Raw genomic sequence first — 12881 nt, 5'->3', positions numbered from 1 at the left:
ACTACTCTCCATCTTTCTCGTCATGCTGTGGATAGTTCACCACGCTAATACTGCCTTGCGCGTTCAATTCTGTACATAGGCGATGGAAGGCTTGCTCAATATTTGAGGCGTCCCGATCGCCGGAGCTGTGGGCGGTGATTTGGATATACAGCTGCGGCGGCAGGTCGCCGTCCGCCGGCTGCGTGCGTGAGACCAGTTCGGCGATATTCATCTGGCTGGAGTCGAACAAATCGGTAAAGCGTTCGATGATGTGCGGCGAGTCCTTCACTTCCACCTGCACCCACACCGTGGCCGGCATCGGCGGCCTTTCGTGCGAGTTTGTGCGCTTCATCACGATCAGCAGATCCAGCTCCGCGCCTTTTTGCGGCAGGGTGGATTCGATCAGGGTGATGGCGTTCCAGCTGCCGGACAGCAGCATGATGAACGTGAACTCCTCTCCCAGCATGGCCAGACGGCTATCTTCGATATTGCATCCGCAACTGCTGACGTGGCGGGTGATGGTATTGACGATTCCGGGGCGGTCGGCGCCGAGCGCGGTAATCACGAGATAGTGTTCGTCTGACTGAGGCAAAATAGCGCTTCCTGTCGTGCTCAATGGGGTTACCATGGTAAACATAAAAAAAACCGCCTGCCAAGCGCTTACAACGCGGTTGTGCGCTTGCTTTTGGATAGGCAGCAAAAGTACCATGAGTGACTTGTTTGTGGAGGGGACGGCCAATGTTTACGGGAAGTATTGTTGCACTGGTTACGCCGATGGACGACAAAGGTGCTGTCGATCGCGCGAGCCTGAAAAAATTGATCGATTATCATGTAGCCAGTGGCACCGCGGCGATCGTTTCCGTAGGGACCACCGGCGAGTCCGCAACGCTTGCCCATGACGAGCACGTTGACGTGGTGCTGCAGACGCTGGAGTTGGCCGACGGCCGCATTCCGGTGATCGCCGGCACCGGCGCCAACGCCACCGCCGAAGCCATCGCGCTCACCACCCGCTTCGCCAACACCGGCGTGGTGGGCTGCCTGACGGTGACGCCGTACTACAATAAGCCGACGCAGGAAGGGCTGTATCAGCACTTCAAGGCGATCGCCGAGAGCACCGAACTGCCGCAGATCCTGTATAACGTGCCTTCGCGCACCGGCTGCGACATGCTGCCGCCGACCATCGCTCGGCTGGCGAAAATCAAGAATATTGTTGCTGTAAAAGAAGCGACGGGGAACTTAAGTCGCGTTAGTCAGATCCAAGTGCTGGTTGACGATGAAGATTTCATTTTGCTGAGCGGCGACGACGCCAGCGGGCTGGACTTCATGCAACTGGGCGGCAAAGGGGTGATTTCCGTGACGGCCAACGTGGCCGCGCGCGAGATGGCGCAACTTTGCGCGCTGGCGGCGCAGGGCAAATTTGCCGAAGCGCGCCGCTTAAATCAGCGCTTGATGCCGTTGCATCAGGATCTATTTGTAGAAGCAAACCCAATTCCGGTGAAGTGGGCCTGTAAGGCGTTGGGATTGATGGCAACCGATACGCTGCGTCTGCCGATGACGCCGTTGAGCGAAGCCGCCCGCCCGGTGGTGGAGCGCGCGCTGAAAAGCGTCGGTTTGCTGTAACTCTAAGGGAAATTTGATGGCTTATTCATTGCAAAAGTCGACGGTAGCAAAAGTAGTGGGCATCTCATTGGTGATGATGCTGGCAGCCTGCAGCAGCGATCAGCGCTACAAGCGCCAGGTCAGCGGCGACGAGGCCTACCTCGACGCGGCTCCGCTCAAGGCGCTGAACGCGCCGTCCGGCATGATCCTGCCGGTGCAGAGCGGCAACTATGACGTGCCGGCCACAACGGTGCAAGGCAACGTCGGCAAGCAGCTGGACATTCGTCCGCCGGTGCAGCCGTTGGCGCTGCTGAGCGGTTCGCGCGCGCAATATGCCGGCGACAGCGGCACGCTGCTGCTGGAAAACAGCCCGCAGAACCAGAACCTGTGGTCGCGCGTGGTCAGCCTGCTGCAGGCGAAGAACATCGCGATCGCTTCCCGCCAGGACGCCGGTCAGACCCTGACCACCGACTGGGTGAAGTGGAACCGTCTGGACGAAGACAACCAGTACGAAGGCCGTTATCAGATCAGCGTGCAGCAGCAGGGCTACCAGCAGGCGCTGGTGGTGAAAAGCGTTGGCCTGCAGCAGCAGGGCAAGACCGAGCAGGTGACCGATCAGTCTGAGATCCAGCGCTACAACGGCATGATGATCAACACCCTGATCGAAGGCCTGGACAAGCAGGATAACCTGGCGAGCAGCCAGACGGCCAGCCGCTTCGGCGCGCTGGACGTGCAGAGCGGCGCCGATGACACCGGCCTGCCGATGCTGGTGGTGCGCGGCCCGTACACCGTAGTGTGGGATCGCCTGCCGCCGGCGCTCGAAAAACTGGGGATGAAAGTGGGTGACCGCAGCCGTCCGCAGGGCACCGTCGCCGTGACCTACAAGTCCCTGAGCAGCAGCGATTGGGATGCGTTGGGCGTCAAGGATCCTGAACTGACGGAAGGCGATTACAAACTGCAGGTCGGCGATCTCAACAACCGCACCAGCCTGCAATTCATCGATCCGAAAGGCAAACCGCTCACCCAGTCGAAAAACGACGCACTGGTGGCGGCATTCCAGTCAGCCTTCAGCAAAACCAGCGTTAACTAATCAAAAAGGGGCTTCGGCCCCTTTTTGTTTTGTCTATACGGTATCGTTTGCGTCGCAGGTTTGGCACAATAGTGTCCGGCACGCCAAAGAATTCATTAGGTCAATTCTATACCCCCTAATTTCGGGCCGCGCTCGGGAGACAACGGGGATACATCACTGGAGTAAGTAAGATGCAAAAGCTAGCTGAGCTGTATCGCGGAAAGGCAAAAACCGTTTACACCACCGAGAATCCCGATCTGTTGGTGTTGGAGTTCCGCAACGATACGTCAGCACTGGATGGTCAGCGCATTGAGCAGTTCGATCGCAAAGGCATGGTGAACAACAAGTTTAACCATTTCATCATGAGCAAACTGGAAGAAGCCGGCATCCCGACCCAGATGGAGCGTCTGCTGTCCGACAACGAAGTGCTGGTGAAGAAGCTGGACATGGTGCCGGTGGAGTGCGTGATCCGCAACCGCGCCGCCGGTTCGCTGGTGAAGCGTCTGGGCATCGAAGAAGGCCTGGTGCTGAACCCGCCGCTGTTCGATCTGTTCCTGAAAAACGACGCCATGCACGATCCGATGGTGAACGAATCCTACTGCGAAACCTTTGGCTGGGTGAGCAAAGAGCATCTGGCGCGCATGCGCGAGCTGAGCTACCGCGCCAACGACGTGTTGACCCAGCTGTTCGACGACGCCGGCCTGATCCTGGTCGACTTCAAACTGGAGTTCGGTCTGTTCAACGGCGAAGTGGTGCTGGGCGATGAGTTCTCGCCGGACGGCAGCCGCCTGTGGGACAAAAACACCCTGGACAAGATGGACAAAGACCGTTTCCGTCAAAGCCTGGGCGGCCTGATCGAAGCCTACGAAGAAGTGGCGCGCCGCATCGGCGTGAAACTCGACTAAGCGTCGGCACCGCCATTCGGGGCGATCCGGCCGGATCGTCCCGCTATTCTGCGTTTTTCCAGAAAATTTCTACATTTCCTCCGCGGCAGACCATTTATAATGATGGATGCGAGATGACTAAAACCTATCCCACTCAGGCTTGAAGCTGCCTTTGCGCTTACGATCGCGGCGCAACTTCAACGAGCAGGGGAAATATCTGGAGTGTATTTATGCGTTGGCAAGGGCGTCGGGAAAGTGACAATGTTGAGGATCGTCGCGGGCAGTCTTCAGGTTTGGGCGGCGGTGGCGGCGGTTTCCGCGTGCCGGTGGGCGGCAAGGGCGGCATCGTCATTCTGGTGGTGGTGCTGGTGGCCGGTTATTACGGCATCGATCTGTCGCCGCTGTTGAACGGCGGTAACGTCGCGCCGCAGGGTCAACAACAGAGCGCCAGCATCAGTCCGAAAGACGATGAGCTGGCCAAATTCACCTCGGTGGTGCTGGCTTCGACCGAGGACAACTGGAAAGAGATTTTCCAGCGCATGGGCAAAACCTATCAACCGCCGAAGCTGGTGATGTATCGCGGCGTGACGCGCACCAGCTGCGGCACCGGTCAGTCGGCGATGGGGCCGTTCTACTGCCCGGGCGACAGAACGGTGTATATCGATCTGTCTTTCTATCAGGACATGAAGACCAAACTGGGCGCCGGCGGTGATTTCGCTCAGGCCTATGTGGTGGCGCACGAAGTCGGCCACCACGTGCAGAACCTGTTGGGCATCGAGCCGAAGGTGCGCCAGATGCAGCAAGGCGCCAGCCAGGCGGAAGTGAACCGCCTGTCGGTGAAAATGGAGCTGCAGGCGGACTGCTTCGCCGGCGTGTGGGGTAAATACGCCGAGAAGCAGCAGATGCTGGAAGAGGGCGACCTGCAGGCGGCGCTGAACGCCGCGCAGGCGATTGGCGACGATCGGTTGCAGCAGCAGAGCCAGGGCCGCGTTGTACCGGACAGCTTCACTCACGGCACCTCGCAGCAGCGCTACACCTGGTTTAAACAAGGCTTCGACAGCGGCGATCCCAATACCTGCAATACCTTTGCATCCCGTTAACGCCTCAAGTGCCGGAGCCTGACTCCGGCATTTTTTTCGGATTGAGATACAGCCTTATGTTACAGGCAGCGCAACAACTCATGCGGCGGCAGGGCATCCGACGCCTGCTGGTGCTCAGCGGTGAACCTGACTGGTGCCGCGAACAGGCGCAGCGGCTGGCGGCGACGCTGCCGGGCGACTGGCCGTGGGTGGGGGAAAACCCGCCGCCCGGCCTGACGGCTTTGCCGAGCCGCGCGGTGCGCCAATTGCTGGGGCAGGAGCGGCTGCACGCAGTGTTCGACGCCGGTCAGTCGCTGGACGTGGAGGCGTTGGCGGCGCTGTGCGGCGCATTGCGCGCCGGCAGTTGGCTGCTGCTGTTGACGCCGCCCTGGCGGCAATGGCCTCAGTTGCCGGACGGCGACAGTCTGCGCTGGAGCGATTGTCCGCAGCCGATCACCACGCCGCATTTCATTCATCATCTGCAGCAGCATCTGGCCGATGACAGCGAAGTGACGATCTGGCGGCAGGATGAGCCCCTGACGCTGGCCGCGCTGCCGGCGCGTGAGGGGTGGCAGCCGCCGGATGGCCGCCCGACCGAGGAACAACAGGCGATCTTGACGGCGCTGCTGCAGGCCGAGTCCGGCGTGTGGGTGCTGACCGCCGCCCGTGGCCGCGGCAAATCGACGCTGGCCGGCATGCTGGTGGCGCAGTCGCCGCTGACTTGCTGGATCACCGGGCCGAGCCGCGCCGCCACTGAGGTGGCCGGGGAATGGGCGCAGGGGCGCGCGCAGTTTTGGGCGCCCGATGCCTTGCTGGCGCAGTGCCGGGAAGGCGACGTCAGTGAGGTGGGCTGGCTGCTGGTGGATGAGGCGGCGGCGATCCCCGCGCCGCTGTTGCAGCAGTTGATCGGTTATTTTCCTCGCGTGCTGTTGACCACCACGGTGCAGGGCTATGAAGGCACCGGCCGCGGTTTTCTGCTGAAGTTTTGCGCCGGGCTGCCGTCCTATCAGGCGTTGAGCCTGCAACAGCCGATGCGCTGGGCGCAGGGGGATGCGCTGGAACGGATAACGGACAATGCGCTGTTGTTCAACGAGCTGCCCGCCTGGCCGGCGGACGGCCAGGCGATCGATTACAGCCAGGCGGAACAGCGTGAACTGTGCGCCGATCCGCAGCGGCTGGCGCGTTTCTATGCTCTGCTGAGCAGCGCGCATTACCGCACCTCGCCGCTGGACTTACGCCGGCTGATGGATGCGCCAGGCATGCATTTCGGGCTGGCGCAGGCCGGACAGGAAGTGGTCGGCGCCGTGTGGCTGGCGGAAGAAGGCGGCTTGAGCGCCGAGTTGGCGCACGACGTGTGGGCCGGCCGCCGCCGGCCGCGCGGCAACCTGGTGGCGCAGTCGCTGGCGGCGCATGGCGGCCAGTGGTGGGCGCCGACGCTGCGGTCACGGCGCATTACCCGCATCGCGACGCTGCCGGCGCTGCGGCGGCAGGGTATCGCGCGTCAGCTGGTCGAGCGGCAACGCTGCCAGGCGCAGGGTCTGGACTTCCTGTCGGTCAGCTTCGGCTATACCGAGCCGCTGTGGCGCTTTTGGCAATCCTGCGGTTTCGAGCTGGTGCGCATCGGCAGCAAGCCGGAGGCCAGCAGCGGCTGCTATACCGCGATGGCTATCTTGCCCCTGAGCGAGCAAGGGGAGGCGCTGCGGCATGCGGCGCACAAGCACCTGGCGCGTGACTGGCCCTGGCTGCGGCAGCGTATCGAGCTGACGCTGGCGATCCCGGGCGACGACGGCGATACGTCGCTCGGCGAAGAGGACTGGCGCGAGCTTGCCGGGTTCGCTTTCGCCCATCGGCCGCTGGAGGCCAGCCTGGGGGCATTGCAGCGTTTGCTGTTGGCCAGCAGTCTGCCGCTGTCCGCGCTGCGCGGCCATCTGCAGCGGCGGCAATCCCCGGCGGCCTGCGTGGAGCAGGCGGGCGTAAGCGGCCAGAAAGCCTTGCTGCGCTACTGGCGGCACGAAACGGCGCAGGCGCTGGAACAGCTGAATGCGCAGCACTGCCGCTACTGGCGCGACTGGGCGCAGTCGTTGCAATAAATTGAATAACTCGCTCAATAAAACCCGATTTTCCCGATTTCTCAACGGCGTATAGTCACTGTCAGCGGTGCGGCGGCGACTGTCGCCGCACCAGGTCTGGTTACAACTAAGGAGTCATCGATGAAACATGAGCATTTCGTTGTCCAAAGCCCGGCGACCCCGGCGGCGCAGCTGATCTTGCTGTTTCACGGTGTCGGCGACAACCCGGTGGCGATGGGGGAGATCGGCAGTTACTTCGCCAAAGAGTTTCCTCAGGCACAGGTGGTAAGCATCGGTGGCCCCGAAGCGTTTGGCAACGGCGCCGGGCGCCAGTGGTTTTCGGTGCAGGACGTGACCGAAGAGAACCGCGCGGCCCGCATCGCAGCCGTGATGCCGCAGTTTGTGGCGGTGGTGCGCCATTGGCAGCAGTTGAGCGGCGTAGGCTATGCCGGCACGGCGCTGGTGGGGTTCTCGCAGGGGGCGATCATGGCGCTGGAAGCGTTAAAAGCGGAAACCCGACTGGCCGGGCGCGTGGTCGCGTTCAGCGGGCGTTTCGCCCAGTTGCCTGAGCAGGCTTTCGGCGACAGCGTGGTGCATTTGATCCACGGTGAAGAGGACGCGGTGATCGCGGTGCAGCACGCTCACGCGGCGGCGGAAGCGTTACGGGCCGGCGGCGCCGATTTCACGCTGGACGTGGAGGAAAACGTCGGGCACGCAATCAACCAGGGCATGATGAACGCCGCGCTGGAAAGGCTGCATTATTACGTGCCGCAGCGCTACTGGGACGAGGCATTGTCCGGCAAGCGCGGCGAGCTGATCGCCTTTCGCTGAAAACTCAGGGCGCCGATGAGCGCCCTGATGTCATTTCTTTTTCGGCCAGTCGTCTTCGTCATCCCACTGGGCGTTGTTGTCGCGGTGCGGCGGTATCTCCGGCTTGTTGGCCAGATAGCTTTTCACGTCGACGCGGCGCAGTTCCTTGATGCCGCTGACGACCATCCCCACCAGAACCAGCAGGATAATCCACCAGTAATCAGCTAACCATTGCATAGCTACTCCTTTCCTTCACTGCGTATAAAACGCGAAAAAATCGAGGGCAGATGGCGTTCGAGCCATTCGGCACCGGCGACCTCCTTATCATGCCAGGCCGCCAGCAACAGCGCCGGGGTCAGCAAATGTTCGGCCTCTTGCGCCAGCGGCCGGTAGCTCAGATGCCACGGCTCCACCGCCACGCCGCCGCTGTCTTCGGTAAAGGGGCGATAGAAACCGAACTCGGCCATATGCGCCGTCAGCCACTGGTTGAGTGGCGCAAAGTACCCGCCTTCTTCATATTCCCACGGCTCCAGCTGCAGCTTTTGCCCTTCCGGCAACAGCGACGGATCGTACACGTCCAAATCGCTGCCCCAGTGATGGCGGCTGGCGCCAGGCAAGGCTGACCAGCGCAGGATCGCCTCACAGCGCTCGGCGGCGGACAGCGGCGCGACGTCGATCGGTTGGCTGTCCTTATCTAATACTGGCCGCTGGCCGCAGAATTTGCCATTCCAAATCGCCAACTGACGGTCGAAATCGCGGAAGGTACTGGCGGGCTGGAGATCGAATCCCGCCTCACGCGCCGCCTGCTGCATCGCCAGGAAGGCGTTGACCGCCTGCGGCTGCAGGCGGTGGTTGCCGCTCAGCGGCGCCAGGTGTTCGGTTGAGCGGCCGGTGAGCATCTCTGCGTTGATCATGCGACCAATTGCTCCATGATGCGTTGATACATGCGGCTCAGCAGCTGCAGATCCGCGGCGTTGACACATTCGTTGACCTTGTGGATGGTGGCGTTAACCGGCCCCAGTTCCACCACCTGCGCGCCCATCTGCGCGATGAAGCGGCCGTCGGAGGTGCCGCCGGTGGTCAGCAGCTGCGGCGTCAATTCAGAATAGTGCTCGACGGCGTTGACCACCGCATCCACCAGCGCGCCGCGCGAGGTGAGGAACGGTTGACCGGACAGCCGCCATTCGATGCTGTAATTCAACTGATGGCGTTCCAGCAGCTCTTCCACGCGCTGCTTGATCATCGCGTCGGTCAGTTCGGTGCTGAACCGGAAGTTGAACTGCACGTAGAGATCGCCCGGGATCACGTTGTTGCTGCCGGTGCCGGCCTGCACGTTGGCGATCTGCATGCTGGTCGGCGGGAAGAACTCGTTGCCGCGATCCCATTCGATCGCCACCAGTTCATTCAGCGCCGGCATGGCGCGGTGCACCGGGTTGTCCGCCAAATGCGGATAGGCGACGTGCCCCTGTACGCCGTGGATATGCAGGTTGGCGGTGATGGAGCCGCGACGGCCGTTTTTCACCACGTCGCCGACGCGTTCGGTGCTGGACGGCTCGCCGACCAGGCAGTAATCCAGCCGCTCGTTGCGCGCCATCAGCGCTTCGACCACTTTAACCGTGCCGTGAGTGGCGCTGGCTTCTTCATCTGAAGTGATCAGAAATGCCAGGCGGCCCCGGTGATTCGGGTTGGCGGCGACAAAGCGTTCCGCGGCCACCACCATTGCGGCCAATGAGCCTTTCATGTCCGCCGCGCCACGGCCATACAGCATGCCGTCGCGGATCGCCGGTTCAAACGGCGGGTTTTCCCAGCGTGTTTCATCGCCGGTCGGCACTACGTCGGTGTGCCCGGCAAACGCCAGGGTTTGCCCTTCGCCGCGCCAGGCCCAGAAGTTTTGGGTGTCTTCGAAGTCCATGGCTTCGACGGTGAAACCGATCGCCTGCAGACGGTCGATCATCAGCTGCTGGCAGCCTTCGTCATTCGGGCTGAGGGAAGGGCGTTTGATCAACTGCTGGGCCAGTTCGATAACCGGGCAAGTCATACGGCAACCTCGGCGATAAATTGTTGGTAAGCGTCGGCGTTGAAACCGAGCAGAGCGTGGCCGTTGCCGTCGTCCAGCAGCGGACGTTTAATGATTGCCGGCTGCGCCAGCATCAGCGCGATGGCGGCGTCGGCGTTATCACAGGCGTTGCGCTGAGCTTCATCCAGCTTGCGCCAGGTGGTGCCGCGGGTATTGAGCAGCGGCTCCCAACCCAGTTGCGCGACGAAACCGCGCAGTTGCTGTTCGGTCAGGCCGTCGGCGCGGTAGTCGTGAAAATGATAGGCTATGCCTTGATCTTCCAGCCAGCGGCGGGCTTTTTTGATGGTGTCGCAGTTTTTGATGCCGTACATCGTCAGCGTTGTCTGTTGCGGTTTATTTGCCATGGCGTAAAGCTACCTGTCTCGTCGAGTCGATACTGAGCGGCGGGCGCGGTCTTAGGCCTTCTCGCCGCCCGGCGATAGCAGAGATAATGCCAGTAAAGCGGCGGCGAGATCCAGACAACGATGCGCGCGAGAGACGATTGGGCGCCAGGGAGAGAGGTTGGCAAATTGATGAAACGGCGATCTTCGCCGGCGGCGCTGTTAAAAGACGCCGGCGAACGCGTTCTGCCGCCAATGCGGCGCGGGGGAGAGAGAACTAATCTTTATTGATCCTTATGTTTAAACGCTCGGTCAAACACCGTACGCGGGTAATATGCAACAGTGGTTTTATCCTGCTGGTGCCGAGTTTTTTCATGATTCGTGATTTGTAATGATTGGCGGTTTTATTTCTGATATTCATGGCATTGCTGATGTCGGCCAGCGATTTTCCCGTCGACCACTCCGAGAGAAAATGCGATTCGCGCTGAGAGAGTTGCGGCGGCTCGGTATAGTGACTGTAACGCTTATATAAGTCGCCGATCAGGTGGCTGAAGCGGCTCAATGATATAAGGTTTGATAATATAATGGTCTTATTGTCGACAATCACCATCTCATGCAGACAGTCGGTGATAATGATTATTTTGTAGGTATTGGGGTTGGCATATTCATCGCGGTAACGCGCTTCAAAGTTGGCGATGGTGACATCGATAAAGCAGACCCTTCTGCGGCTAAAGCCGGCCGGCGCGCGTTTTTCCGCCCAGGTTTGGTTAATGAGTTGTCGGATGCCGACGGTGGTATAAGCACACTCGCTGAAAATATCAATTTCCATTTTATTATAATCCTTTACTTTTTATTTCCCGGTGAGGATGGCTATCTTAAAACATAAAAAAAGAAATAATCCAAATAATTGCATGTTGAACTTTTCTTGCGCCGCAAATGAATGAGCGTTATCTGGGCGCGAGCTTTGAAGGGAAGGTTATATACTAGCATGATTTATAAAGAGTAAATCTTTTTTTCAACCGAATTTTTAAGCAAGGTAAGGTTAATAGAATAGACATCTTCTATTAATACCGCGGTAATTAAAAGGAATTAACATAGATAAAGGCTATCAAAATATGTAAAATGATCGGTTTTGACGATCATTTAAAGGTGGCTTTTTGGGCTTAACGAATTAATAACTAAGATTTTTCTTGGTTTTATCACGATGAGTGGCTTTATTTTGAACGTCACCAGAGTCGGCGCTGAGGTCATGAAAAAATTAACGTTGAAATTGAGACAAAGATAATTCTAAACAAAGAAACTGCGATGTTTTAAGCTGTAATCAGAGTGTGAACATGGATGATTGATCCGGAGAGCCGGCGAGAAAAAATGTCATATCGAAATTTCCGAGCGGGTAACGCAGGAAATAACGTCCTGTATCGCGGAGGGATTGGATCGTTTTAACGATCAACATATCGGCTACGGCGATCGTCTGCCGCTGGCGGTGGTGGTAAGAGATCCCGACAGTGGGGAAGTTCTGGGAGGGATTACCGGACGCTCATCGTTAGGGCTGCTGTTTCTCGAGCTCTTTTATCTGCCGGAAGCGCTGCGCGGCGCGGGGTTGGGCAGCGAACTGTTGCGCCGTTTCGAGCAGGAAGGCCGCCGGCGCGGTTGCCTTTCCGCCGTGTTGTACACTATCAGCTTTCAGGCGCCGGATTTTTATCAACGGCATGGCTGGCAGCGTATGGGTGAAGTGCCTTGCTTGCCGCCGGGAACTCGCCGTATCTTTATGAGCAAAACCTTGTGATGCGCGTTTAACGCACGTAGCCTCCTTGTTGCAGGCGCTGCAGCGCAGCGCCGTCCGCATACACCATGCCGGTGGTCAAATCGTGAAAGCCGTACTTTTTATAGAAGGCCAGCTTTTCCGGCACCGAATAGATGAAAATCTTGCCGAGCGGCGCCAGATCTTGCATCACCCGATCCATCAACCTGCGCCCCAGCCCTTGTCCCTGAAAGCGCGGATCGATCGCCACGTCCGCCAGGTAGGCGACCGATGTCAGATCGCTGATGGCATGTGCAGTGGCGATCAACTCGTCGCCGATAAAACCCCAATAGCAAAACTGGCTGTGTTGGTAAACGCGCCGCAAGGTGTGCGGATCGCGCTTGCCCAGCCCGGCGGCCTCCAGCAATTCACACAGCCGCTGCCAGTCGATGGCGCGGCGGCTCGGATCGGTGATAATTTCCATCGTTTTCCTCTAACCGATAAGACTGAGATCGGCGGCATAGTGCCGAATGGCGCGTTGATAACCGCGGATGTCGGGGTCTGACGAGGTGTCCGCCAGCAGCAGCAACAGATCGGTCACGGCCCGTTTATTTTCACCCAGGTTGTACAGCGCCATGGCGCGAAACAGCATCAGCTCGTTGGCCTGCGGGAACTCGGCCAGGCCGTCGTCGAAAGCCCGTAGCGACGCCGAATATTCTCCCAGGGCGCGGTAGGTGCTGCCGAGACCCAGCCAGGCCTCGCGGCGTTGGGCGGGCGGCAAATCGCGAGCCAACGCCGCGAGGTAACAGGGAATGGCCTGTTGCTCCAGGCCCTGTACGTCATACAGGCAGGCCAGCTGAAAGTGCAGCGTTGCCGCTTCCGGCTCTGCCGCCAGTTGCCTTAGCGCCAGCGCGGTCGCCTCTTGATAGCGGCCCTGCGTTTTTAACTCTAAGAGAGACAAAGAAGTGGACATGATCTGGGCTCCATTGGCGTATTTTTATACCTTTTACACGCTATCGTGGAGAAATTGATATCACAAGGGAATAGCTGCACTGAACATTGATCAGATAAATACGAAAATGTGCGCTAAGCCCGGTTTCCGAGCCCGGCATCGTTCCCGTTTCCCTTCACATGGTCAAAAAACAGGCGTAGAATCCGCTTCGTCAAATAATTGAGGTTGTAAAGTATTATGGTTGATCGTGAATTAGGAAACTGGAAAGACTTCATTGATGAGATGTTGGGCAACTGACACAG

The 12881-nt window shown here is 59.3% G+C and carries 16 protein-coding genes; 8 read left to right on the top strand and 8 right to left on the bottom strand.

What is annotated here, in order from left to right:
- Position 1 precedes the first annotated feature (1 nt).
- Positions 2-607: a glycine cleavage system transcriptional repressor gene (locus IT763_RS17150; protein WP_369783268.1), complete on the bottom strand. Its 606-nt coding sequence runs from the start codon at positions 605-607 to the stop codon at positions 2-4.
- A 110-nt stretch (positions 608-717) separates the two neighbouring features.
- Here IT763_RS17150 and dapA point away from each other — a divergent pair, with 110 nt between their 5' ends.
- The 6 genes from dapA (at position 718) to ypfH (ending at position 7510) form a co-directional block, all read left to right on the top strand.
- Positions 718-1599: a 4-hydroxy-tetrahydrodipicolinate synthase gene (gene dapA, locus IT763_RS17145; protein WP_029988781.1), complete on the top strand. Its 882-nt coding sequence runs from the start codon at positions 718-720 to the stop codon at positions 1597-1599.
- A 16-nt stretch (positions 1600-1615) separates the two neighbouring features.
- Complete coding sequence (gene bamC / locus IT763_RS17140; protein ID WP_015378707.1) at positions 1616-2668, top strand: outer membrane protein assembly factor BamC; 1053 nt, start codon at positions 1616-1618, stop codon at positions 2666-2668.
- Positions 2669-2838: 170 nt separating this feature from the next.
- On the top strand, positions 2839-3552 hold the full coding sequence (gene purC, locus IT763_RS17135) for a phosphoribosylaminoimidazolesuccinocarboxamide synthase (RefSeq protein WP_004941708.1): 714 nt from the start codon (positions 2839-2841) through the stop codon (positions 3550-3552).
- Positions 3553-3761: 209 nt separating this feature from the next.
- Entirely contained in the window at positions 3762-4631 is an 870-nt protein-coding gene (locus tag IT763_RS17130; RefSeq protein ID WP_048325299.1) for a neutral zinc metallopeptidase, read from the top strand.
- Between the two features lie 56 nt (positions 4632-4687).
- Positions 4688-6700, top strand: coding sequence for a tRNA(Met) cytidine acetyltransferase TmcA (locus tag IT763_RS17125; RefSeq protein WP_049299946.1), 2013 nt, complete (start codon positions 4688-4690; stop codon positions 6698-6700).
- Between the two features lie 120 nt (positions 6701-6820).
- A complete protein-coding gene (gene ypfH, locus IT763_RS17120) occupies positions 6821-7510 on the top strand; it encodes an esterase (RefSeq protein WP_016926743.1) in 690 nt (229 codons plus the stop codon).
- Between the two features lie 30 nt (positions 7511-7540).
- On the opposite strand, the gene IT763_RS17115 is transcribed toward ypfH, so the two are convergent.
- From IT763_RS17115 to IT763_RS17095, 5 genes are all read right to left on the bottom strand, one after another.
- The gene (locus IT763_RS17115) at positions 7541-7726 is read right to left on the bottom strand and encodes a YpfN family protein (RefSeq protein WP_004941720.1); all 186 of its coding nucleotides are present in this window, start codon (positions 7724-7726) and stop codon (positions 7541-7543) included.
- A 2-nt stretch (positions 7727-7728) separates the two neighbouring features.
- The gene (locus tag IT763_RS17110) at positions 7729-8403 is read right to left on the bottom strand and encodes a M15 family metallopeptidase (RefSeq protein ID WP_016926744.1); all 675 of its coding nucleotides are present in this window, start codon (positions 8401-8403) and stop codon (positions 7729-7731) included.
- Complete coding sequence (dapE, locus tag IT763_RS17105; RefSeq protein ID WP_016926745.1) at positions 8400-9527, bottom strand: succinyl-diaminopimelate desuccinylase; 1128 nt, start codon at positions 9525-9527, stop codon at positions 8400-8402. The genes IT763_RS17110 and dapE overlap by 4 nt, the downstream gene beginning before the upstream one ends.
- Positions 9524-9910 (bottom strand): ArsC family reductase, encoded by a 387-nt coding sequence (locus IT763_RS17100; protein WP_004941730.1) that lies wholly within the window; start codon positions 9908-9910, stop codon positions 9524-9526. The genes dapE and IT763_RS17100 overlap by 4 nt, the downstream gene beginning before the upstream one ends.
- A 253-nt stretch (positions 9911-10163) precedes the next feature.
- Positions 10164-10715 carry a LuxR C-terminal-related transcriptional regulator gene (locus tag IT763_RS17095; RefSeq protein WP_004941733.1) on the bottom strand — a complete coding sequence of 184 codons (552 nt, stop codon included), beginning with the start codon at positions 10713-10715 and terminating at the stop codon, positions 10164-10166.
- A 546-nt stretch (positions 10716-11261) separates the two neighbouring features.
- On the opposite strand from IT763_RS17095, the gene IT763_RS17090 reads away from it, so the two are divergent.
- A complete protein-coding gene (locus IT763_RS17090; RefSeq protein ID WP_049300039.1) occupies positions 11262-11672 on the top strand; it encodes a GNAT family N-acetyltransferase in 411 nt (136 codons plus the stop codon).
- Between the two features lie 7 nt (positions 11673-11679).
- Here the strand turns inward: IT763_RS17090 and IT763_RS17085 are convergent, their stop codons facing one another.
- Positions 11680-12111, bottom strand: coding sequence for a GNAT family N-acetyltransferase (locus tag IT763_RS17085; RefSeq protein WP_004941740.1), 432 nt, complete (start codon positions 12109-12111; stop codon positions 11680-11682).
- Positions 12112-12120: 9 nt separating this feature from the next.
- Positions 12121-12600, bottom strand: a complete 480-nt coding sequence (locus IT763_RS17080) for a tetratricopeptide repeat protein (RefSeq protein WP_206194869.1) — start codon at positions 12598-12600, stop codon at positions 12121-12123.
- 216 nt (positions 12601-12816) lie between these two features.
- Here IT763_RS17080 and ypfM point away from each other — a divergent pair, with 216 nt between their 5' ends.
- Positions 12817-12876, top strand: coding sequence for a protein YpfM (gene ypfM / locus IT763_RS23485; protein ID WP_100396732.1), 60 nt, complete (start codon positions 12817-12819; stop codon positions 12874-12876).
- The last annotated feature ends 5 nt before the right edge of the window (positions 12877-12881 follow it).

This window comes from Serratia sp. CMO1 (assembly GCF_015689115.1).
GTDB classification, from domain to species: domain Bacteria; phylum Pseudomonadota; class Gammaproteobacteria; order Enterobacterales; family Enterobacteriaceae; genus Serratia; species Serratia marcescens.
This window is presented reverse-complemented; position numbering and strand designations above follow the sequence as displayed.